At 34.1% G+C, this 22,135-nt stretch carries 21 protein-coding genes; 15 read left to right on the top strand and 6 right to left on the bottom strand.

Annotated elements, in window-relative coordinates; translation table 11 throughout:
• Positions 1-168 precede the first annotated feature (168 nt).
• From DBT49_RS06120 to DBT49_RS06100, 5 genes are all read left to right on the top strand, one after another.
• Positions 169-1,155 carry a glycosyltransferase family 2 protein gene (locus DBT49_RS06120; protein WP_101560441.1) on the top strand — a complete coding sequence of 329 codons (987 nt, stop codon included), beginning with the start codon at positions 169-171 and terminating at the stop codon, positions 1,153-1,155.
• Positions 1,156-1,158: 3 nt separating this feature from the next.
• Entirely contained in the window at positions 1,159-2,247 is a 1,089-nt protein-coding gene (locus DBT49_RS06115; RefSeq protein ID WP_070559904.1) for a hypothetical protein, read from the top strand.
• A gap of 16 nt (positions 2,248-2,263) precedes the next feature.
• Positions 2,264-3,655, top strand: a complete 1,392-nt coding sequence (locus tag DBT49_RS06110; protein ID WP_070559906.1) for a DUF6418 domain-containing protein — start codon at positions 2,264-2,266, stop codon at positions 3,653-3,655.
• 12 nt (positions 3,656-3,667) lie between these two features.
• Entirely contained in the window at positions 3,668-5,065 is a 1,398-nt protein-coding gene (locus DBT49_RS06105) for an oligosaccharide flippase family protein (protein ID WP_070559907.1), read from the top strand.
• A 369-nt stretch (positions 5,066-5,434) separates the two neighbouring features.
• Positions 5,435-5,608 (top strand): hypothetical protein, encoded by a 174-nt coding sequence (locus DBT49_RS06100; RefSeq protein WP_180754226.1) that lies wholly within the window; start codon positions 5,435-5,437, stop codon positions 5,606-5,608.
• A gap of 142 nt (positions 5,609-5,750) precedes the next feature.
• Here the strand turns inward: DBT49_RS06100 and DBT49_RS06095 are convergent, their stop codons facing one another.
• Together DBT49_RS06095 and DBT49_RS06090 are read right to left on the bottom strand one after the other, a co-directional pair.
• Positions 5,751-6,083, bottom strand: coding sequence for a type II toxin-antitoxin system PemK/MazF family toxin (locus tag DBT49_RS06095; protein WP_070559909.1), 333 nt, complete (start codon positions 6,081-6,083; stop codon positions 5,751-5,753).
• The gene (locus DBT49_RS06090) at positions 6,077-6,322 is read right to left on the bottom strand and encodes an AbrB/MazE/SpoVT family DNA-binding domain-containing protein (protein ID WP_070559911.1); all 246 of its coding nucleotides are present in this window, start codon (positions 6,320-6,322) and stop codon (positions 6,077-6,079) included. The genes DBT49_RS06095 and DBT49_RS06090 overlap by 7 nt, the downstream gene beginning before the upstream one ends.
• A 1,047-nt stretch (positions 6,323-7,369) precedes the next feature.
• Between DBT49_RS06090 and DBT49_RS06085 the strand changes: the two genes are divergently transcribed.
• The 9 genes from DBT49_RS06085 to DBT49_RS06045 all read left to right on the top strand — a co-directional run bounded on the left by DBT49_RS06085 (position 7,370) and on the right by DBT49_RS06045 (position 17,197).
• Positions 7,370-7,780 (top strand): Panacea domain-containing protein, encoded by a 411-nt coding sequence (locus DBT49_RS06085; protein ID WP_070559913.1) that lies wholly within the window; start codon positions 7,370-7,372, stop codon positions 7,778-7,780.
• Complete coding sequence (locus tag DBT49_RS06080; RefSeq protein WP_070559914.1) at positions 7,773-8,864, top strand: MFS transporter; 1,092 nt, start codon at positions 7,773-7,775, stop codon at positions 8,862-8,864. The genes DBT49_RS06085 and DBT49_RS06080 overlap by 8 nt, the downstream gene beginning before the upstream one ends.
• Positions 8,865-8,915: 51 nt before the next feature.
• A complete protein-coding gene (locus tag DBT49_RS06075; RefSeq protein WP_141745216.1) occupies positions 8,916-9,779 on the top strand; it encodes a hypothetical protein in 864 nt (287 codons plus the stop codon).
• A 453-nt stretch (positions 9,780-10,232) separates the two neighbouring features.
• On the top strand, positions 10,233-10,925 hold the full coding sequence (locus DBT49_RS06070; protein WP_070559918.1) for a hypothetical protein: 693 nt from the start codon (positions 10,233-10,235) through the stop codon (positions 10,923-10,925).
• Between the two features lie 166 nt (positions 10,926-11,091).
• Positions 11,092-14,004 (top strand): LPXTG cell wall anchor domain-containing protein, encoded by a 2,913-nt coding sequence (locus DBT49_RS06065; RefSeq protein WP_111818485.1) that lies wholly within the window; start codon positions 11,092-11,094, stop codon positions 14,002-14,004.
• 503 nt (positions 14,005-14,507) lie between these two features.
• The gene (locus tag DBT49_RS06060; protein ID WP_070559922.1) at positions 14,508-14,963 is read left to right on the top strand and encodes a PTS sugar transporter subunit IIA; all 456 of its coding nucleotides are present in this window, start codon (positions 14,508-14,510) and stop codon (positions 14,961-14,963) included.
• The gene (locus DBT49_RS06055; protein WP_070559924.1) at positions 14,960-15,244 is read left to right on the top strand and encodes a PTS sugar transporter subunit IIB; all 285 of its coding nucleotides are present in this window, start codon (positions 14,960-14,962) and stop codon (positions 15,242-15,244) included. The genes DBT49_RS06060 and DBT49_RS06055 overlap by 4 nt, the downstream gene beginning before the upstream one ends.
• On the top strand, positions 15,241-16,515 hold the full coding sequence (locus DBT49_RS06050) for a PTS ascorbate transporter subunit IIC (RefSeq protein ID WP_111846269.1): 1,275 nt from the start codon (positions 15,241-15,243) through the stop codon (positions 16,513-16,515). Before DBT49_RS06055 ends, DBT49_RS06050 begins: the two co-directional genes overlap by 4 nt.
• 160 nt (positions 16,516-16,675) lie before the next feature.
• On the top strand, positions 16,676-17,197 hold the full coding sequence (locus DBT49_RS06045) for a 3'-5' exonuclease (RefSeq protein WP_111872362.1): 522 nt from the start codon (positions 16,676-16,678) through the stop codon (positions 17,195-17,197).
• A gap of 36 nt (positions 17,198-17,233) precedes the next feature.
• Here the strand turns inward: DBT49_RS06045 and DBT49_RS06040 are convergent, their stop codons facing one another.
• A complete protein-coding gene (locus tag DBT49_RS06040; RefSeq protein ID WP_070559929.1) occupies positions 17,234-17,464 on the bottom strand; it encodes a DUF2188 domain-containing protein in 231 nt (76 codons plus the stop codon).
• A gap of 258 nt (positions 17,465-17,722) precedes the next feature.
• Here DBT49_RS06040 and DBT49_RS06035 point away from each other — a divergent pair, with 258 nt between their 5' ends.
• Positions 17,723-18,589: a PPK2 family polyphosphate kinase gene (locus DBT49_RS06035; protein WP_070559931.1), complete on the top strand. Its 867-nt coding sequence runs from the start codon at positions 17,723-17,725 to the stop codon at positions 18,587-18,589.
• Positions 18,590-18,775: 186 nt separating this feature from the next.
• Here DBT49_RS06035 and DBT49_RS06030 read toward each other — a convergent pair whose 3' ends face one another.
• The 3 genes from DBT49_RS06030 to DBT49_RS06020 form a co-directional block, all read right to left on the bottom strand.
• Positions 18,776-18,994, bottom strand: a complete 219-nt coding sequence (locus DBT49_RS06030) for a helix-turn-helix transcriptional regulator (RefSeq protein ID WP_070559933.1) — start codon at positions 18,992-18,994, stop codon at positions 18,776-18,778.
• Positions 18,994-19,320 carry a DUF6442 family protein gene (locus DBT49_RS06025; RefSeq protein WP_070559935.1) on the bottom strand — a complete coding sequence of 109 codons (327 nt, stop codon included), beginning with the start codon at positions 19,318-19,320 and terminating at the stop codon, positions 18,994-18,996. Before DBT49_RS06025 ends, DBT49_RS06030 begins: the two co-directional genes overlap by 1 nt.
• Before the next feature lie 195 nt (positions 19,321-19,515).
• Positions 19,516-22,047, bottom strand: a complete 2,532-nt coding sequence (locus DBT49_RS06020; RefSeq protein WP_111872361.1) for a M1 family metallopeptidase — start codon at positions 22,045-22,047, stop codon at positions 19,516-19,518.
• Positions 22,048-22,135: the final 88 nt, after the last annotated feature.

The raw sequence follows: 22,135 nt of genomic DNA, 5'->3' as shown, positions 1-22,135 counted from the left end.
TTTTACTTTTCTTACGAACATAATAATGAGCATAAAGATTAAGTATAGTTAGAAATCTTTACATTGTGATAACAATAGAAATATATCTATTATTGTATTAAATAAGTTAAGCTAAAGAAATAACTTTATTAATTTAGTGGTATTTTCTAAGAAAGGAAGAGTATAAATATGAAAAAAGCACCATTAATTTCTATTGTGCTTCCAATATATAATATAGAAAACTATCTAAGAGTTTGCATGGATTCTATTCTAAATCAGACATATTCAAATCTAGAAATTATAATGGTGGATGATGGTTCAACTGACAAGTGTTCGATGATTTGTGATGAATATATGAAAATGGATAAGAGAATAATTGTTTATCATAAAAAAAACGGAGGATTGTCAGATGCAAGAAATTATGGAATCAGCCGTGCAAGGGGAGAATATATAGCGTGTATTGATCCAGATGATTATGTAGATCGTGATTATATAGAATATCTTTTTAGTCTAATTGAAAAATATGGGACAAAAATGTCTCTTTGCCAATCAATAGTTCATTATGATAGCGGAAAAACATTAAATAGAGGTCTTGAACAAAATGATGAGTGTATGGGATCAGAAGAGTGCTTAAAAAAAATGTTGTATCATGATGTAATAGACACATCAGCTTGGGGAAAGTTATATTCTAAAAGTCTTTTTAAAAATGTATCTTATCCGAAAGGAAGAATTTTTGAAGATATAGGTACTACATATGCACTAATGTTACAATGTTCTGAAATTGCTGTTGGTTATGAATCTAAGTATCATTATATTTTTCATGATAATTCAATTGTCAATAGTAGTTTTAATTCGAATAAATTTGATTTATTAATAATGACTGATAAGATGGCCAAGGATGTTAAGAAAAAATTTCCACATCTTAATAAAGCAACTTTAAGACGACAAGTTTATGCTAGATTCAGTACTTTAAATCAAATGCTAAATATAACTAATTTTGCGAAAGAAAAGAAAGAAATAATTCATTATATTAAAAAGAACAGTTGGGAAGTTATAAGGGATCCTTTAACTCCAAAAAGAGATAAAATAGCAATCGCTTTATTATTTATTAGTTATAACTTGTATAGGTTTACATGGATTCAATATAAAAAGACTCTTATTAATGAAAGGAGTTAAAATGTGAATATAGCTATATGTGCTGCAACACCGTTCCAAACCCTAAATGCTATTAATTTGTCTATGCATTCATTAGATAAAGCTACTAAAAAAATTCTTTTTTATAGAAATTATTCTGAGACAACTAATAGAATACTGGAAAATATATTACGGTATGATATATTTGATGAAGTTTATGAATACGATTTAGTAAAAAAAGATAATAAATTTTATTATATAATTAACGATTTGATTCAAGCGACATGTCCAAGATTATTTATACGATGGATTACAAAAAAGCATATTGACGTAATTAATTTTGATATTGATCTAATTACTGTTACGTCTGGTACTGAATTTGAAGTTGCATTAACTAGAATATTCCCTGAAGCAAATACTATAGCGTATGATGATGGTTTAGGAAGCTACGTTGGAGATATTGTTCATGATCATAAATTAAAATGGATATGGAGATTTTTGGGAAGAAAAACGGACCATATAAAACCAGATTTATTATATGTTAATAATGTAACTTTTTGTAAAAGTACATTATCGAAAAATAAAAAACAGCTATCACCAATAGCGTTAATGGATAAGAATGAAAAAGAAATGTATATGAATATATTTGGTAATGTGGAAGATGATATATATTCCAAGAAAAAGTTAATCTATTTATCTCAACCAACTAATGAATTAGGGGTTAATTTAGAAAATAGCGAAAAAGAAATAAATAAGTGTTTATTGAAGTTTAAAAATCAAGTAGTTTATAGAAGACATCCTAGAGACATAAGCGAGAAAAAAATAAATTTTTCAGAGGACCAATCTTCTAGTCTATGGGAATTAATATGCGAAGAACAATTATCAAATGACAGCATCTTACTTTCGATATGTTCTTCATCTCAAATTATGCCTAAGTTGCTGTATAATAAGGAACCTTGGATTATTTTTACATACAAATTATATGGGCTAGAAAATAGTGATGTTTATAAAAATAGATTTAAGCCTGTGATTGAAATGATTAAACAAATATACAATGATAAGAAAAAGGTTTTAGAGCCCACCTCTATTGACGATTTAGAAATAATAATTGTAAATATTTTAAAGGGAAATTAAATTAGGGAGATAAAATATGAAAGTAAGGAAGAGTGTATTAACAACAAACTTATTTTTTGGCTTTATATTTATTATTTGCTCGATATTTAGTCGGATCAAATTCTTTTCATACATTGCTTTACTGTTTTTCACTGTATACTTTGTATTTTACCTAGTATTGAAGAATAAAGAGTTTGCCTTAAAATATTTAGCCTTTTTATTTATTTCTGGTACTGCTGTATTAGGCACTTCGATAATCGAGCTTATTGATGGAATATTTCTTGTGGAATTAAGAACATATTCCTCTTTTGTTGGATCTCTTCCCTTACTAATTTTAGGTTATTGGTTTTTCTGGTTTATTATAGAGTTGTTTGACTTTAACCTTAACTCAACTATTAATTATAATAAAATAGATGAATTATCAAAATATAAAATTTTTTTTGCAATAATGAATCTAATTATTTTAGTTATGTTCCTACTCCTTTTTAGCAAAGTGGCAGCGTATCCCGCCTTTCTTCTAGGTGTAGATAGATTTATATACGCTTCAGAATTTCTCCAATTAGGTATACTTGAAAAAGTAGCAACTAATGCACCTTTACTAGCTGTATTTCCAATATTGACAATTATATATAATAATAATTTTCACCGAATTTTAGGAATAGTTTCACTCAGTATCTATGTTTTATATTTTATATGGATTGGAAATAAGTTTGGCCCCTTTTTTACATTAATTTGTGTTTTTCTTTTAGTTTATTATAAAAAAATAATGAATAATGGAGAAATTTTTTTAAAAAGGATTTTTGCTGTTTCAATTACAATTTTTACTTTAGTATTGTTGTATACCATAATGTTTTCAACTTCAATTAGCTCTTATAATGGTATATCTTACATAGAACAAAGAGCTTCACAACAAGGACAATTATGGTGGAAAACATACGATATCGTCGATAGTACTCATCCTGAGGAATTTATAAATGAAGTAAAAGCATTAAATAATGGGAAAGAATCAATTAGTGATAATATAGGATCTGATTATGGTATCTATAAAATTATGTACTTATGTGCACCTAAAAAACTAGTTGATGCTAAACTCGCTTCAGGGTCAAGGTATTCTGAAGCTGGATTCGCAACTATGTATTATTATTTTGGAAAATTTGGGGTTTTAGTATTTTCCTGTTTAATAGGATGCTTAATAGCTATTACTATAAGTGCTTTTCTAAAATATTTGGCTTTAGGAGACTATATTAAGGCTCTAATATTTTTGCGATTTTTCCTACTAGAAAGAACTGCTATTACTATGTTTACTTTTAATGACTTTTTTGGAATTGTTTCAATTTTATCTTATATGTATTTGCTAATAATGATAAATAAAAAAATTAAAATTTATAAAAAAAATGGTTTAACATTTTCAATAGTTAATTATAAGTAATAGGTGAAAATAATGGTATCTAGTAAGAATAATTCAAATAAAATTACAATATTAAATATTTTAAGTACTTTTCTATTACAAGGAATTGCTTTTATTACAACACCTTTATTTACACGTCTTTTAGGTCCTGAGCAGTTCGGAATTTATTCACTTTTTAATTCCTGGGTTTTGATTTTAACCTGTCTAATGGGTATTGGTATTAATTCATCGATAGGTACAGGTCTATATTCATTTAAAGAAGAGTATCTTTCTTTTCGAAACAGTATTTTATTTTCAAGTACTCTGATTTGTTTGTTTCAACTTATACTTATAGTTATCGGGGCTCCATTTCTATCAAATTTAATTAATTTCCCTAAAATATTAGTAATTATTATTGCAGTCACTGCTTTTTCACAATACATTATTAATTTTTCTCAGCTATGTTTTATTTATGAAAAAAAGCCTTTGAGTAATCTTATTCTATCTGTTTCTATTTCTATTATTAGTGTTATACTTTCACTTTTTTTCATAGATGCTATTAGTAACGATCTAAGGTATTTAGCTCGGATTTGTGGTGTAGCCGTCACATACATTATCGTTGCAGTTATCGTATGGTTGACCTTATACTTAAAACACCCTGTTGGAGTCAATAAAACATATCTAAAATACGGAATAATGGTGGGTTTTCCTATTGTATTTCACTCAATATCTCAGCAAATTTTAGGGCAATCTGATAGAGTAATGATGCAGCAATTAGGAATGGATGCAGCGGAGATTGGAATTTATAGTCTGTTTTATACGCTATCGTCCGTATTGACCACTGTTTTAGGAGCATTAAATAATTCTTGGTGCCCTTTTTATTATGATGATTTAAGCGAAGAAAATTGGGGAATATTAAATAAAAAATGTAAAAATTATATTGAATTATTTACAGTATTGACTATAGGATTTCTTCTTTTAGCGCGAGAAGTTTCACATTTAATGGCTGATGATAGTTATTGGTCTGGTATAAATATAATTCCTATCTTTACTTTAGCGGTGTATTTTACTTTTATGTATCAATTTCCAGTAAATTTTGAATTCTTTCATAAAAAGACAAGGGTAATAGCAATTGGAACTATTGGTGCAGGTTTAATTAATATAATTCTTAATGCTTTCATGATTCCCGCATGGGGCATGTATGGTGCAGCTACTGCAACTGCAATATCGTATCTAGCTCTCTTTTTTGTGCATTATTATATTGTTAATAATATAGAAGGGCATCCATACCATTTAAAATTGACAATATTTATTCCTGGAATTTTAGCAATTGTAATAGGTATAATATTTTTCTACACTTTTAGTTCATTATGGTACATAAGATGGGGGATAGGAATAATATTAGGCTTTGTCGAGTTATATAGGATAATTCAGAGAAAAGCAATTTTTTAGACCATATTTTTATGTTAAGTGATTTCAGAATATCTACAATAAGTACGAAATTACAATATTGCCTTAAAAATACCGTTTGGGAGTGCTATGCGTTTATAAAATTCTATTGATAAGATTATTCATAGTAAATGTTATACCATAAGGTGAATTGGAAATATGAAACATTCTTCAAAAAAGGAGAAGTGTTGATGTGATTTGTTCCATCTGAAATTATCGAACAGTGATCAATAAAACCTCATTTTGGTATTATTTCAGCATTTAATTTGGTAGCTAAAAAATAAAAGTTAAGTGTTATTTTTAATATACAAAATAATACGATTACTTAATATACATTAATTTTTTTACTGAATTATGGCTGAAGGCGTTCCTGTGATTATCTATGAACCTGTCGCTAAGGAAGATACTTTCTACAACTGTGAAATTTACCGTGATCTCGACCAATTTAAAGCTGATGCTGATGTCATTATCGCCAATCGCTGGGATAAGGACTTAGAGGATGTAAATGATAAGGCCTATACTCGGGATATTTATCATGAGAATTAGGTGGGGTGCTTGGCAATACATTCGACTTGTCTATACATTCGAATTGTACGCTGGATTTTTACATAACTTCTATTTACTAATTCTCTAAACAAAGAAAACAGTAAGAGCACGATGAACTCTTACTGTTTTTAGTCTGGTTAATTTATTCTTTTTCAAATAGAACTTTTACCCTGGCTAATAAATCAATGAGTATATCCTCTGGAACTTGTTCGATATAATTATAGTCTCTGGCATTAAAATCGATGGTAACTAGTTGATCTAATAGCACTTTTCCAGTCGTTTTTGTATGTTTTAACTCAACATAGAATGGATATTTTCTTTTTGTATTACTAATTGGAGCAAAAATTGCGATATTTGAGTACTTAGTAACAATCCCATGGCTCAAACAAATGTAGGGTCGATTGCCTTTTTGCTCATGTCCCTGTTTCGGATCTAAATTTATCTTTATAATCGATCCTTGCTTTACTTTTACCATTTTTCATTTCCTTTTGGTTCAAAGAATACTGGTTTTTCATTAACAGGGGCTTCATGATAATTTTCAAACAAATCTTTAACCGTTAGTTCAGGAACTTCGGTTATTTTTTTTATAATTAACTGGCCATCTTTTACTTGATAATCTAGCTTGTCGCCTTGAGATAAATTCAATTCTTCAAGTAGTTGTTTTGGAAGTCGAATAGCTGAACTATTCCCCCATTTATTAATTGTTAAAGGCATAAGCATCTCCTTTCTTAGCTACAGAAAATATACCCATAAGCAGGTATAATTATGTATATACATTGTACGGGGGATACTAGAATAATTCAAATAATTTAGTTAGTTATATAATCTGAGAAGTGATGGGAATGTTGATTGACTTAGGTAATGAGTATTGCTGAAAGCCTTAAATATTTTGGGATGTTATCAATGTTAATTTAATGACACAGAACAGTGAATTGATGGTGGATTTATGGTCTGCAGGTAAGGGTGGATTCACATTACTTTAATTTTCCTTTTGGATATAGAAGGTTACTGTTTAGCTAAGATGATGATCAATTGCTGTTCAAGTTTGAGGGCATATCATACAAATATGATCGGGTTTTTTTGACAAACGAACTGAATAGGCATAGAACTTATTGCTAGAAAAGTCTTAATGAAAATTTGGTAGCGGTGGGATTTACCGTCTAGTCATGGATGAAGTTATGAATAATTTTTTCAATTTGTTTCTAAAGGAGTAGTGACCAGATTTATGGCAGAAAGAATTCTTTTGATTAGCTATGAATGATAATTTTAACAGCTATGAAATTTAGTTCGATCTAGATCAATTAGAAGCTAACGTTGATCATATTATTTTATTAATCGCAGAGACAAGGGCTTAGAAGATGTGATGATAAAATCTATAAACAGGATACTTACCTAAAAATAGGTAGATGTAGGTGGTTAAAAGTATAAAAGAAATTCTTTCTGGAAAGTGGAAGATTTTATTCGGAACACACGTTCTTGTTAAATTTAGTGAAATAGTGTACACTAAAAATAGTAAAATTTTTCATTTTATTAATATGAAATTAAATATAAAAATCGTTGTTATATTATTCTAATTTCAATATATTATGTATCGAATCTAGTCTTTTTATAAAAAAGTTTTTAAATTAATCTGAGAGAAATTATTAGTTTTCAGATTTTTTAATATATATAAAATTGAGAAGATATTTAATAAATTCTATGTAAGTATTTCAGTATTAGATAAATTATATACGGTACAATATTAAAAATGAGGTGATAAGAATGTCAATGGAAGAGTTTGCGAGTCATGTATTAAGTAGGGCTTATAAAAAAGAGATTAATATTACTAATTTACAGCTTCAAAAAGTTATGTATTATGCTCTTAAAGAATCAGTTTTGGAAAATCCTGCTTTAGAAAACATTGCTAAAGAGATTTATACAGAACCTTTTCAAGTGTGGAGATATGGTCCGGTTGTACCAGAAATTTATTCTAAATTCAGTGGTTTTGGTGCTTCGTCATTGCCGACAATTTTATATAAAGAATATGATGAATATAAGGATTTTAATCCTAAGATTGATTATTTACTAGAACAGAATCCTTTTGATTTAGTCAATCGTAGTCACCAAGAAGACTTTTGGCAGAAAAATCCTTTGAATACAAACTATTCTTTAGAGGATGTAATAAATGGTTAGTAAAGACAAAGCAGCAAAAGTATATAAATCGTATGTTGAATCTCCTGAAAATAATGATTTTGCTAATACATTTGCAATAATTATAGATCGCACAGAAAAGTCATTTCTTAGCAATAAAAAGGAAGATTACTTACCAATAAATTTGAGTGATAACAGCAATAATAGAGAGTTTGGAATCTATAAAGATTTTCAAAAGCTTTTTGATGATAGTTTAAATTATACCGAAACGGTGTTACCATATTCCCAAATCACTAAATTTATTTTCGATGCTAACCTAACGACAAATCAAATGTCTCAATTAAACGAAACTTTAAGAGGATTATTTAAATTGAAGACAGATAAACTAAAAAAGTTTAGTGAGTCACAAGGGGAAAATAGTGAGAAAATTACTGATGATTTCATTTTGAAAGTAAAGAATACTGCTAAGTTTTTGGAACATAGTAACTTAGCAGCAACTCAAAAAAGTAATTTGTATGAACAACAGAAGTTAGAAATAGCGGATCTGGATCATAACAGCCAGCTCTTAAAGAAAAGAGTTGAAGAATATGAAGAAAAATTGAAATCACTCAATGGACAATTATATAGAGAAATTGTTTCAATACTTGGTATATTCTCTGCATTGATGTTTGGCTTAATAAGCGGATTTAACGCTTTAATAGAATCTATAAATGCGTTATCTTCAACAAATCAAAATATTGGACGTATTGGTATGGGGATAACTATTATAGCCGCTGGTCTAATATTATTTTTATATTCATTGATACATTGGATAAGTAAACTATCTGGAAGAAAAATTACAGATGATGGTAGAGAACGCTATGGAATTAGAAGAATAATTTATCGTCACTCTCTTTTAGTTTTTTCTTTATTAGTTATAATGATTTTGTTTTTCATTTCTACTTTAATACATATAATGAGTATTAGTGGGATTATAAAAGATATATTAGCTAATAACTTTTCTATAAAATGGTTCAGTTCACTATTTTGGTTAATTACTATAATAATTATTATTATTTTGTGCTTAATTGGAATTATTTACTGGTTCTACGAGAAAAAAGCTAGAGATAATATTGAAGGCGATTAAAGGGAGGTAATTATTACCTCTTTTTTATATTATTTTATGATGTATATAGAAATGTTTAATAAAGAGAGGATTTGTCCAGTGTATATTCTTATAAATTTTTCACAAAAAGTAGAATTATATCAAGAAGATAGAGAAACAGAGAGTTTAAACGACAAACTAAATACATTATATCTCGAAATTCCTAAGGAACGTGCAGATGATTTTAAGGATGACATAATTAGAAGATTTAAATTTAGCTTTTTCTCTAATCAGGTAATGGCGCGGAAATTTAATGATTTCCTAATAATTGATTTAATTATAATTGATATAGTTAATCAAGTAGAATTGATTACCGATAATGAAAGTATCGAGCAATTTATTAACTCTATTAAAGAAATTTACTTAGAAAATTTAATATCTAAGAATATTTTTGATAAAAATTTAAAATTAATGGAACAACCTAGGGTTAATGATGATATGATTTTGATTACATTTAATAATCATAATACTTTTCATAGTAAGAACTATGAGGATTTTGTTGAATTCTTAGAAAAATATTCAATTGAGTATAAGGAATTTATGACTACTGAGTTTGAATATAATCATGGAGCGAGTAATGGTGGTACTGAGTTTGTATTAGCTATTGTAGCTGTGGCATTTTCTTTTATAAAAATGGCTTATAAGGATTATGTCTCGAAATATGGATATTATAACCCATTAACTGGTAAGTCAGCTGATGACATAATAGATATAGCTAAAAAGCATATTGAAAAACAATATGGTCATAAATATGAAAAATTAGAATTAGATCTTTTTGATACTGATATTAATTTTAAGCATAAAGTAATTTTAAAATCAGATGAAGAAAAGAACAATAAGTATTATATAATTGTTAATGATTTAGGGAAAATTGAAAAAGTTTGTCGTATAGTTTGACAATTAATAAGTATGTTTATGAAAATCATATTTATTTAATAAAGTACTTGATAAGCTTTATTAGTAAGCAACTAAAGTTTTATTTATGAAATATATTATATATACTTAAATTTATTTAGTTTATTACAATAAAAAGTTCTAAGAAAGTTAGTATGGAAAAGCTAAAAATATAAAACAAGTCTAGTGAAATCATATTATTCTGTGATGCCTGTTAAGTGGTTTATTTAAATATATAAAAAGCAGTGGTTTTAGATTTAGATATCGATATTAAACAAATAGTAATTAAATTGAAGAAAATGAGAGACTTTAAATAGTCGCAGAACTTGCGAAATAAAATAGGATTGTAATAATAGTGCACTTGGAACAGTCAAGTTTAAATGTAAAAAATATTATTTTAACTTATTATTTGTACATAGTTTGGATATAAATATTTTCAATGGAAAGAATGATTTTATGAAAAGCAAAATATGTCTACTTTTAATCGCTAGCCTGGTTTTGTCCGCTTGTGCTGAATTGAACACTAATCAGGAACAGGCATCGTCTGCTTCTGAAACTGAGCAGAGCCAGGAAGCTTCGTCAGTATCTACAGAGCAAACTTCCAGCTCTTCAACAAGTGAGAGTTCAAGCCAAGTGACATCTGCTGAAACTAAGAACCAAGAAAAACCTGAGCAACCTCAGCCTTCACAAGATTCAAGAGCTCAGTACCAAGCAGAAGAGTACCAAGAATCTAAAGAGTATCCGGGTTATACCAACAAGGAAGTTGAAATGGTTCGGGTTTGGTTGAGTGTGATGGAGAATACTGATCTCTTTCCGAACGGGAATGATGGTGATCATATCGCTGCGACCTTCTTACCAGCAGGAAGTTCTGTGAATCTCGATCCTCCTTCAGTTTCTCCCGTCTGGCCTCATGATACTTGGAGTTTATCGATGGGAAAGACCATGGCAGGGACCGCGGGCTTTGAATATAGTAGTAATTACGATGGTACTGTCACCATCTACCGAACTCCTAATCACTGGCAAGGTAGTCAAGAAGAAAATGCTGCCGTGGCCAAGGAAGTGTTAAATCACGCCTTTATTTTGCCAGTTAGACCATACAGTCCAAGCCAAGTTCAACCGCTCTTAGATACATTGGAAGTACGAAACTAGTTAAACTCTATGATTAATTAGATCATTTCAATCTTACATACGAATTTTGTTTATAAGCCAAAACAAAGCCATGCCTAGTAAAGAGGACATGGCTTTTTTATATTTACGTAACACAATTATTACATATAAGTTGATGTAATTGGTCTCTACCACCACAAAAGAATATATGATACGATTATTTCAATTAGGACAAAATAAATGTTTTACAAAATTAAAATTTGAACAAGGAGAAATTATGAAAACGAAATACTTCCCACTAGCAACTGCCAGCTTAGTATTAACCGCTCTACTAGCCAATGAAGTCACTGTATCTGCCCAAGAAACCGCTCCAGCTAACTATACTGTTGAAAGTAATAATGAGGTTTCAAAAGAAGCAAATGCTGCCAATCTCCCTACAGAAGGGAATTCAGTTTCAGTTAGTGATGAAAAGGCTACTTCACCCTCTGCAACTGAAAATGAAATAAATAATCATGATAGCTCTGCAAACGAAGAAGCTTCTCGTCCATTAACTAGATATGAAAAGAATATAAAATATGCAGAAGAATACACGGAAGCTAATAAGGATGCTATTTTAAAAAGCTATAATGAAAATAAAGCTAAGCTCCCTAATACAGTAATAGTCAATTATCCTGAGGATATTCACGAAAATATCAAATATTATGAAAAAGAGAATAAGGTAGTCACTAATGATGTAAGTAAAGATATCGAAATTAAAGAATTAAAAAAGGATTATCTAGATTTAAACCAAAAATTAGACAGTGATCTTTTGTTAGAAAGTGAGTTGCATTTAAGCCAGAAGGATGTCAAAGAAAAAACCATGAATGCGGTCAGGGTCCTTCGGGCTCATATGTGGGATATAGATCATGGTCTAAACGCTCTAGAAAATGTGTATGATCCGAAAACGGGAGAAAAAATAGAGGGTGTTTGGGTAAAGGGGGAAAGACTAACAGAAAGGGCCCATGCTGCTGGTATTAACACCAAAGAGGACTATATTAATAGTATTCAATGGGATCGAGATTTAGAAGATACTGCTATACAGAATTTGGCAGAAATCGTTAACAGGTACGGATTCTATGAAAATGAGAATTTCAATTATTCTAAGCCTGATAGTAATAAATTTAGTATTGTAGATAATTTCTTTAATTTAGAAAATAAATCGGATTTTAATTTTGAAAATCTTCTTTTAAATAATTTTATTTATCCTAAAATAAATGAACATAACAAAAAACGTGGAAATTATAATCCAAATGAATATAAAAGTATTGGCAATATAATTAATTTATTATTGGATCCATACAATAAAAGTTTAGCATTAGCCTCCAATATAAGGTGGAACGGTTATTCGAATATTGTAGCATTAGCAAGTCCTACTCCATCTAAAAATAATTCTTCTTCCGATTACACTGGTTTAAAAATTGCCATTGTTAATGGCGATCATAATAGAGTTGAAAACTATGAAGTAACTCTACCTGATAAGCTTTATGAAAATACAAGCCGTAAATTAAATATTCATGTAGGCTTTTCGAATGCAGAAAAGCAGAAAATTTATGGATATACCTTCAATGGTAAAATTACTTCAATGAATCCTGAAATATTGGAAATAGATGATCAAGGTATTATTCATGCTAAGCAAGCAGGAGTAACTGACATTATTCTGAGTATAAATGGAATCGTACAAAGAAAAAAATTAGAAGTTTTACCGCGACCAAACGCTAAGGACACTATATATTACGATGTAGAAAGCCATTACGAAGATACTGAGTACAGAGCAAATCCTAAAATGCAACTGGGTGAAGAAAAGGTTATTCAAGAGTATAAGCCGGATATTAATTATTACGTGGATCGCTTAATTAAAGATAAAAATGGAATAATTGAGGTTCAAACTGAGAAATTTTTAACTATACCTGGTTCTAAAAAGATAATTGAATATGGAACTAAAGAGTTAGAAGAGAAACATCCAGAAAAAGTAGAACCAGAAGTTCCAGATGAGAAACCTGCTAACGAAGCAAAGCCTGAAGAAAATAATAGCCCTAACAATTCTATAGGCGTTATTTTTGGAAGACCTTATGAAAATAACCCCGGCTATATCGAATTACTTCCTGGATACTATGTTCAACTTGAACCTGAACATGAAGACCAAACTATCCGTATTAACGAGAAAGAATTTGAGACAGAAATTCGAACCAGCAAGGATTTAAGAGCAGGGGAATATCGAATTATTCAGCAAGGACAAAACGCTTATATAGCTTTGACTAACCGTGTATATAAGGATCATTTAGGTAATGTCTTAAAGACCCAGGAATTAGGTCGACAAAGAGTGGAAGGTAAGCCGCTCATTATTGAAGTGGGGGTTGAAAGTAATGGTCAACCAACTGCATCTATAGATGAACCTGAAACCACTATGCCTTCAAATGATAATTCAAATAATAAGAAGAAGTTACCGGAGCATGAATTGGAAGACAACTCATCACCTTCTACTGAACATAAGCCAGTAGAAGAGATTTCTATACATGTTGACTCTACAAGTGACAATAAAGAAGTACATGACCGTGAAGGTGAAAATAATTCTTCATCGTCAACAATTATTAAACCTTTAGAAGAGAATTCTATAAAAGTTTCTCCTACACTTGATAGTCGAGTTGAAGAAACCAGTACTTCTTCAATTTCTAAAGAATTTCCTAGATCGGTAGGATCTGCAAAAATTGAAGGGGATAGTATTGATCTTGTCACTCCAGAAGTAGCTAAAATTGATGAAACAAGAGGAGAAGAGAGAGTATTAGCGCCCTCTGATACAATAAGTAAGCATTTAAGTAAAAAATCACCTAAAGAACATCTTTCCGCTCCTTTATCTAATTCAGAAATTCATTCAAGCACTAAAGGCCAAGATGCAAATAACCCTGTCTTAGCCACATATACAAAGGATATATATGAGGATTCACAAAATTATCGTCACGCTCAACAAGTAGCAAGCAAATTACCAGCGACTGGAACGATGGACAATAAGTTGTCTCTAGCTATTGGTCTAACGACTGTATTAACTGGACTTCTATCTTTTAAAGTTTCAAGAAGAAGGAATTAATTAAATAGTAACTAGCAATTCTAAAATAGATAATATATTCAGCCCTTGTCAGCTCCACCAAAAAAGAGCCCAACAAGGGCTTTTTCTATTACAGCGACTCACAAAATCACTAAAAATATTAACCGAATCCTAAAAATAAATCATAATACCATTAAAACCGATCACTATTGATCTTTTTTACTAAGTTGACAGTAGCGCTTAGACAGGCTAAACTATCAGTAAATAAAACATTATTAAGGAGATTACATCATGACTTTAGTATTCATTTCTTGGCAAGGCTGGCGTAGAGTAAAGTGAGATAACTAAGAACGGTTAGACTCGCTTTATTTTGGTTACCCCAATTGAAGAGGAGTCTATGCCGGATGTAATCGAAGAGAATGAAGCCGCATAGATGGCGGTTATGTTGAACTGTGATTTTTTCACAAGTTCGCATAACCTTTCTATGCGGCTTTTTTCTGTTCTCATCCGGAAGTTTTCAGATCATTAGTAGAGGAGATTAGCACATGACAGACTTTATCCACCCCAATCGAATCGCCTTGCAAGTCGAAGTCAATAGTCCAGAGGAAGCGATTCAGTTTGGCGGTAATTTGTTAAAAGCAGATGGCTTAATTAATCACTCTTATATCCAAGCCATGCTTGACCGTTACCGCGACCAAGGCCCTTACTTTGTGATTGCCCCGGGAATTGCCTTTCCCCACGCGCGACCGGAAGAGGGGGCTTTGAAAACGGGCTTTAGTCTGGTGATTTTTAAGAGGCCGATTGTCTTTTCTCATCCAAGTAATGATCCCGTTCAGTTAATGTTGTGCTTGAGTGCCACGGATAGTCAAAAACATTTGACCGCTTTGATGCAACTGGCTCAGCTTTTGCAGTCAGAAGCGACTAAAGAGAAGTGGCTTCAAGCTCGCGATAAAGAAGACATTTTAGCAGATTTAAGACATTTAGGAGGAACTGACTTATGAAATTTGTAACAGTATGTGGCGCTGGTGTAGGTTCCAGCGTGATGTTAAAAGTATTTGTACAAAATATTTTATCCGATGAAGGCATTGACGGTAGTGTGGAAGCTGCTGACATTTCTTCACTCAACCCCTATGACTATGACGTGATTATCACTTCCTCAGCCTTTGCTGAACGTTTAGAGGGACAGGTAAAACACTTAATTATCATGGATAACATGTTGGACCAAGAGTATTTAAGAAGCCAAATCCTTAACTTAGTTCGTGAAGAGGAGGTTGTTCGATGAATCTTTTACTTTATTTTATTCAAACCATTTTTTCCCAGGCGGTCTTTATTATCGGTTTGGTCTGTTTAATTGGTCTACTAATCCAAAAGAAGTCCTTCGATAAGGTGATTTCTTCTGTGATTAAGGCTATGATCGGTTTCCTACTCATTAATGAGGGTGGGAAATTTCTAGGGATGGCCTTGTTGCCACTTCAACCCATGTTTATTAAGATTTTTAACTTGAATGTCAATGTGCCGAGTCTTGACCAAGCTATGGGCGGTCTCGAGGGTGTTGGTTTTGAGATGGCCTTGATCTTTGCCTTAGGTTTTGTGCTTAATATTTTAATTGCTCGTTTTACGCCTTTAAAATTCGTCCATCTCAGCGCCCATGTTTCATTCTTTTATGCAGGTTTAATTGCAGCGCTGTTGAAATTTAATACCAGTTTATCTACCGCTGCCATTGTTATTATTGGTGCTATTATTCTTGGAATATACTTAACTGTAACCTGTGCCTATGTTTATCCTTTTATGAAGAATATCAAGGGCGGCCAAGGTTTTACCCTAGCTCACTCTTCTTCAGTCGGTCTATTGATTGGCGCTTTGCTAGGTAAATTAGTGGGTAAGGGCAGTCGTGACATTGAAGAGATCCAATTTCCTAAATCTCTCGGTTTCTTACGTGAAATGACTATTGCCTTATCCCTAGTGATGATGGCCTTATTCTTGGGACTTTCCCTCTTAGCTGGGCCAAGCTTTGTGGTTGACCAAGTGTCAAAGGGGCAAGATATTTTCTCCTTTAGCTTAATTAATGGTCTTACTTTTGGGATGTGGATTACGGTGATTATTACTGGGGTCCGGATGCTTTTAGCGGAAATTGTACCGGCCTTCCATGGTATTTCAGCCAAGTTAATTCCAAATGCTATCCCTGGACTGGACGTGCCTCTCCTATTTCCTAACCATCCCACCAGCGTGATTGTTGGTTTCTTAATGAGCTTATTGGCAGGATTCCTGGGCGTCTTTGTTTTAGGACTAATTGGCTACCCCATTCCCGTCTTTCCGGCTTTAATTCCGACTTTCTTTACCGGTGCCATCACGGCCATCTTCGGTAATAGTACTGGTGGACGACGCGGTGCGATTGCGGCTTCCTTCACCAATGGCTTAATCCTAATTTTCGGACAAGCTCTCCTTTTACCTATGGTAGGGGACTACGCCCAAATCATGCGTGTTCTAGCTGAAACTGACTATGCCTTCTACGGTCCCTTGTTAGGTTACCTCCTCAGACTGATAGGAATTTAATATCGACCACCCTTTCTCTTGTTAAGGAGAAGGGTGGTTTTTCCTTTTCAAAGGGGTAAAATTTTCATAGGATAGAGACACAATCATTTAAAAAATGCAAGATAAACACTGAATAAATCGCTAAATTGTAAAATGATTATTAAAAGGAGATTTTAAAAGCATGACTTATAATATTTTTAGCCAAGTTCCTAGTGAGTATGTTGTCTTTGACCTAGAGACTACTGGACTGGGCTTTTCCAGTAAAATTATCCAGCTTGGAGCCGTTCATTTTAAAGAGGGCAGGGAAGTAGATACTTTTAACCAACTCGTGAATCCTGAGCGGACGATTCCCTATAAGATTACTCAGCTAACTGGGATTAGTGATGCTGACATTATAGGGGCGCCTACGATCGACCAGGTGGCTAAGGACTTTATGGCCTTTATTGCTGATCTTCCTCTGGCCGGCTACAACAGTAAGAAATTCGATATTCCCATGCTTCGTGCCAATACAGGTATAGATTTAAGTCTTAGACCACATATGGATGTCTTAGAGATGGCGCGTTTGAGTCCCCTCCGCACGCCTAACTATAAGTTAACCACGGTAAAAGCCTATTACGGGATTCAAAATCGGGCCCACGATGGTCTCAATGACTCAAGAGCGACGGCCTTAATCTTAGAAGAGTTTCGTAAGGGAAATTTTTAAAGAAAATAATAAATTATATTAGCAAAAAATGACTTCTTAATTTTCATAATCTTTCGGAGGGAAAGGGTCATTACCGTATGAATCTTTAGAGCGAATTTTACCGTCTTTTCGATGGATTAGTAACTCAGATTTCTGATGCTTGGCTACCTCTCTACCGTATTTAGCAGCTTGTGCCTGTGTATCAAAAAATTTAGTTGCTCGTTTATTACCTGCTCCAATTAATTGCCATTTTTCTCCTTTTGGAGTTACATGTTGATTTTTTCCCATTTTATTCACTACTTTCTATTTTTAAATTTTTTTGTATTCTTATTTAGTTAATATTCTATCACTTAACTTAAATTTGTCAACATATAGTGCTTATTTGCAAAACTACCACAATATGTAGTGTTTGTAAGAGGGCTTAATCTTTTTATCCGTTAACAAGTAATCCTAGATTAAAGTCTTTTCTATTTCTATAAAAGCGTTTTCATGTTAAATTAAAAGTAATTAAATTTAACGTTTCTAAAAGAAAGGAAAAGATCTGCCATGGAATTTAAAGATTTTAAAGTCACCGACGGCAAATTCAGTCTGGCTGATTTCCAGACGGCTTACCTGAGTGATGCTGAAGACGAAAAACTGAAAGAGGAGATCTATGAAAGTCTAGTCCCACAATTAGTGGATTGGCATGATCGTTTAACAGCGGAGGGGACTCATGGGCTCTTAGTTGCCCTGCAAGCTTTAGACGCGGCGGGGAAGGATGAGTTGATCCGCTATATTTTCTCCACCTTACAGCCCCAGGCACTCAAGGTCACTTCCTACCAGCAGCCGTCAGACAATGAAATTGCCCATGATTATCTCTGGCGCATGCATGAGGGAATGCCGGAAAGAGGGACAATTGCGATCTTAAACCGGTCTTACTATGAAGATATCATCGCACCCCAAGTTCATAATTCCTTGGATTCCGATGACCAACCTAGTGAAATTCGTAATGATCCCCAAGTGGTCGAAAAACGCTACCAGCAAATTCTGCAATTTGAAAAGTACCTGTGTGAAAATGGTTTTCCTGTGGTCAAATTTTTCTTCCATATGTCTAAAGATAAGCAGCGGGAACGCCTTCTAGAGCGGATTGAGGAGCGGGAAAAGAACCATGAATTCTCTTTCTCAGATATTGAGGATCGCAAGAAGTGGGATCTCTACCAAGAAGTCTTTGAGAAGATGCTTCAAAACACGGCTTGTGACTATGCGCCTTGGTATATCTTGCCTGCTGACAACCCTTGGCTTGCCCGCAAAATTGCCACCCAAGCCTTGATTGAAGTTATTGAAAAAATTGATCCTCATTACCCAACTTTCTCTGACGAAGAACAAGAAAAAGCCAGTCAAATCGTGGAACAGTTACGTAATAATGAGATATAACGAGAAGTAGAAAAGAGACTGGAACAAATCACCAGTCTCTTTTCAAAATACAAACTATCTAATCAAAATGTGCTCCAGTCACAGGACGAACGTCCGCTTCAAAAACTGGTAACGCTCAGACTCGCTGAGCTTATCTCAGTTTTCTCCAGCGATTTCGTCCTTCGGTGTGACTGTCGCACTCTTTTCTTAAAGATCATCTTCAAAATAAAACATGTCCTCAAATTGACAATCTAAGGCGATACAAAGGATGAGGGCTAGTTTAGCGGTGGGGTTGAATTGTCCAGTTTCGATTGACGAAATCGAGTTCCGTGAGACGCCGATCATGTCGGCTAAGGCCTGCTGACTCAAACCTTTTTCTTTGCGGATTGCCTTGAGACGGTTGTGCAAGATTAATTCTTTATCCATTAGGCTGCCCCAAAACTACTATTTATAAATCGAATGAAAAAGGCAATATTCAATACCGAAGTAAAGATAAAAAGGATTAAGGCAGATTTTTCTTGACTGATTTTATAGCGTTTATAGAAATTCACGGATATAAAGGTAAATAACAGGACTTCAATATCAGCAATGCTCTGTCCATTTATGGCTTTGATGGCCATTAAAATAATGGCTACTACGCACATAGCGGCGAAACCATAGTCATCGGCTTTCTTAATCAGGTGTTGCTGATATTCATCCTGATTGTCTGAACGATATTTAGCTAGAATGCGTTCTTTTTCTTCTTCCTTCATATTTATTCCACCTTTCTTGATAAGTACACTTGGCATACCTTTATGATAACATGCCAAGTATACTTGTCAAATTGTTAGCTTAATATGGACATTACTTTAATTCCTTGAATATTTTAGCCAAGAAAAAAGCAGAAGCACCTTTAATGCTTCTGCTTTTTCCCTAATTCATGCTGGCTGGCATGTTTAATTATTTTGTTATTTATTATTTGCTGCTTTGATAGTGCTTAAGACAGCATCCTTTTCTTTTTCGATAAAAGTTACCCGGCCTTCGATAACCTTGATGTCCATGCGGATTTCACGGCCTAGTCCAGGGACATCGACTTTTTCTTCGAAGAAGTCTTTGAATTCATCTAGACGTTCTTGGGTATTAAAGATAGCTGCGGTGACCGTGATATAAGTCGCAAATTCCATATCGCCACCGACTTTGGCTTCTAGCCAGTCCCAATTATTCCGTAGCCAGTTCCAAGCTTTTTCTTCCCCAACTGGGTTAGCGAGAACTCCACGGTACCAAGCCCGTAAGTCTTGTGGCTTGATGACACTGGCTTCTTGGAAGTGACCCACGATTTGGTCTAAGAAGTCCTCATCCTTAGAAGCGGTTAGGGCTTGACGGAGGTCAGCCTTGAGACTTGGGTTGGCTGATTTTTGGTAGGCAGTGAGGTAGTCTTGGTAAAGTTCATCACTACCATAGTTAACCACTTCATTCTTCAAGAGCAGGGCACGGCGGTCAGCGGGTAGGTTTTCCTTGTTTTCTCCACCACCAGAGTTTAAGTAAAGTTCATGGAGGCCCTCAATGACCGTCTTGTCTTCAGCATAGAGAGAGGCAGCTAAAATCGTTGGACGACTGAGTTCGGCTTCCAGACTTTCGCCTGCCCAAGCTTCTACACCTAGTTTTTCCACTTGGCCATGGTAGAGTGAGCGGATATATTGCTTAATAGCTGCTTCTTCGTCACTATTTGGACGGGCAAAGTCCTTCAATACCGATAAGATTGCGGCAATCTTTTCATGGACGATAGCTGATTCAGCATTCGCTAATTTGTCCAGTAAAGGAATAAGCTTAGCGTAGGATAAGCGACCACCTTTAGCTAAGAGGTTCAAGTCTTGTAAGACTTGGAGTTGGTCGATAGCGGTTAGTTGGTCCAGTTCATCAATGATGTCGTTTAAGAGTTCTTCATCATAGTTAACGATAAAGTGAGAGTTATTTCCGACATTGAGTCTTAAAGCTTGGTCGCCTTTTTGGAAGTTTGAGATTGTGACTTCAGACTCGGTCATGATTTCTGGCACTTGGTCGTTATTGGCTTGGAGTGGAATTTGCCAGAGACGTCCTTGGTCTTCACCTTGTCCAATAAAGAATTGTTCTTGGCTTAAGACTAGGTCACCATCCACTAACTTAGCTGATACTACTGGATAGCCAGGTTGTTCTAACCAAGAATCCATGATGGCCCCAATATCTAAGCCGGAAGCTTGAGAGAGAGCATCCCAGAGGTCTTGGCCCTTGGCGTTGCCGTATTGGTGTTTTTCAAAGTAAGCTTTCAACCCTTTACGGAGGTCGTCGTCACCTAATAAGGAACGCACCATCACTAAAAGACGTGCGCCTTTAGCATAGACAATGGCGGAGTCGAAGATGGAGTCGATTTCGGCTGGGTCGTTTACCATGACGTGGACCGATTGGACACCATCCGTGGCATCACGTTCCAAAGCGGCAGGTACATCGGAGGTTTGGAAGAGTTCCCAGACCTTCCACTCTGGTTCAAGGGCATCGATAGCCACATATTCCATCATATTGGCAAAGGATTCATTCAACCATAAGTCGTCCCACCAGTTCATGGTGACTAAGTTACCGAACCATTGGTGGGCGAGTTCGTGGGCGATCACGGTAGCCACTAATTGTTTAGTTGGTAGGGAGGCGTTATCCGGATCAATTAAGAGATAAGCTTCCCGGTAAGTCACTAGCCCCCAGTTTTCCATGGCTCCAGCAGAAAAGTCAGGAAGACCCACTTGGTAGGAATGTTCCAGCGGGTAGGGGGTGTCATAGAATTCTTCGAAGAATTCGATCGAGCGTTTACTGATATCTAAGGCAAAGTCAAGTTCCTTATCCGCGTGAGCCTTGGTCGCAAAGACGCCAATTTTAACCCCAGACTTGGTATGGGTGATCTTCTTTTGTAAGTCGCCGAAGACAAAGGCGATCAGGTAGCTGGACATGCGCACGGTTTCTTCGAAGTAGTGAACGCCGTCTTCGCAATTGACCTCAGGTTGGTTAGCGATAATGCTTTCGCCTTCTTGTTCGTCAAATTTAATGGCTAAGGAGAAAGTGGCCTTAGCAGCAGGTTCATCCACACAAGGAAAGGCTTGGCGGGCAAACGTAGTCTCAAACTGCGTGCCGACCAACTGCTTTTCTTCACCGTTCACTTCATAATAAGAAGGGTAAATCCCCATCATGGAGTCGGTTAGGTTAGCATGGTAAGTCACTGCGACTTCCACTTGACCTTCCTTATCATTAGCAATGGTTAAGGTTTCCGCTTGGTCATCTTGTGAGAAAGAAGCTAATTCGCCATCCACAGTGACTTTTTCAGTGGTTAAATATTTTTGGTTTAAAACAATGTCTTGCCCCAGTGCTTGACCCTTAACGGTGGTAGTCCCACTAAAACGTTTATCTTGGCGGCTAATGTCCAAGTAGATGTCATAATGGTCAGGCACAAACTGGTCGAGTAGACGTTGATTTTCTGTCATAGAAAAACCTCCCCTAAATTGATTTCGTTAATTATACGGATTATTCATCCCTTATAGTAGTAATTATATGGGATTTAGGCAAATTTTT

Origin of the sequence: Aerococcus mictus (genome assembly GCF_003286595.3) — a bacterium.
Classification (GTDB): domain Bacteria; phylum Bacillota; class Bacilli; order Lactobacillales; family Aerococcaceae; genus Aerococcus; species Aerococcus mictus.
The sequence above is the reverse complement of the archived record's forward strand: the minus strand, read 5'-3'. Positions and strand labels throughout refer to the sequence as shown.

What these genes read in the sequence shown, in the direction of transcription:
- DBT49_RS06120 (WP_101560441.1), top strand. Translation starts at nt 169, where the DNA reads ATGAAAAAAGCACCATTAATTTCTATTGTGCTTCCAATATATAATATA.
- DBT49_RS06110 (WP_070559906.1), top strand. Translation starts at nt 2,264, where the DNA reads ATGAAAGTAAGGAAGAGTGTATTAACAACAAACTTATTTTTTGGCTTT.
- DBT49_RS06105 (WP_070559907.1), top strand. Translation starts at nt 3,668, where the DNA reads ATGGTATCTAGTAAGAATAATTCAAATAAAATTACAATATTAAATATT.
- DBT49_RS06095 (WP_070559909.1), bottom strand. Translation starts at nt 6,083, where the DNA reads ATGGTAAAAGTAAAGCAAGGATCGATTATAAAGATAAATTTAGATCCG.
- DBT49_RS06090 (WP_070559911.1), bottom strand. Translation starts at nt 6,322, where the DNA reads ATGCCTTTAACAATTAATAAATGGGGGAATAGTTCAGCTATTCGACTT.
- DBT49_RS06085 (WP_070559913.1), top strand. Translation starts at nt 7,370, where the DNA reads ATGTCAATGGAAGAGTTTGCGAGTCATGTATTAAGTAGGGCTTATAAA.
- DBT49_RS06080 (WP_070559914.1), top strand. Translation starts at nt 7,773, where the DNA reads ATGGTTAGTAAAGACAAAGCAGCAAAAGTATATAAATCGTATGTTGAA.
- DBT49_RS06075 (WP_141745216.1), top strand. Translation starts at nt 8,916, where the DNA reads ATGTTTAATAAAGAGAGGATTTGTCCAGTGTATATTCTTATAAATTTT.
- DBT49_RS06070 (WP_070559918.1), top strand. Translation starts at nt 10,233, where the DNA reads ATGAAAAGCAAAATATGTCTACTTTTAATCGCTAGCCTGGTTTTGTCC.
- DBT49_RS06065 (WP_111818485.1), top strand. Translation starts at nt 11,092, where the DNA reads ATGATACGATTATTTCAATTAGGACAAAATAAATGTTTTACAAAATTA.
- DBT49_RS06060 (WP_070559922.1), top strand. Translation starts at nt 14,508, where the DNA reads ATGACAGACTTTATCCACCCCAATCGAATCGCCTTGCAAGTCGAAGTC.
- DBT49_RS06055 (WP_070559924.1), top strand. Translation starts at nt 14,960, where the DNA reads ATGAAATTTGTAACAGTATGTGGCGCTGGTGTAGGTTCCAGCGTGATG.
- DBT49_RS06050 (WP_111846269.1), top strand. Translation starts at nt 15,241, where the DNA reads ATGAATCTTTTACTTTATTTTATTCAAACCATTTTTTCCCAGGCGGTC.
- DBT49_RS06045 (WP_111872362.1), top strand. Translation starts at nt 16,676, where the DNA reads ATGACTTATAATATTTTTAGCCAAGTTCCTAGTGAGTATGTTGTCTTT.
- DBT49_RS06040 (WP_070559929.1), bottom strand. Translation starts at nt 17,464, where the DNA reads ATGGGAAAAAATCAACATGTAACTCCAAAAGGAGAAAAATGGCAATTA.
- DBT49_RS06035 (WP_070559931.1), top strand. Translation starts at nt 17,723, where the DNA reads ATGGAATTTAAAGATTTTAAAGTCACCGACGGCAAATTCAGTCTGGCT.
- DBT49_RS06030 (WP_070559933.1), bottom strand. Translation starts at nt 18,994, where the DNA reads ATGGATAAAGAATTAATCTTGCACAACCGTCTCAAGGCAATCCGCAAA.
- DBT49_RS06025 (WP_070559935.1), bottom strand. Translation starts at nt 19,320, where the DNA reads ATGAAGGAAGAAGAAAAAGAACGCATTCTAGCTAAATATCGTTCAGAC.
- DBT49_RS06020 (WP_111872361.1), bottom strand. Translation starts at nt 22,047, where the DNA reads ATGACAGAAAATCAACGTCTACTCGACCAGTTTGTGCCTGACCATTAT.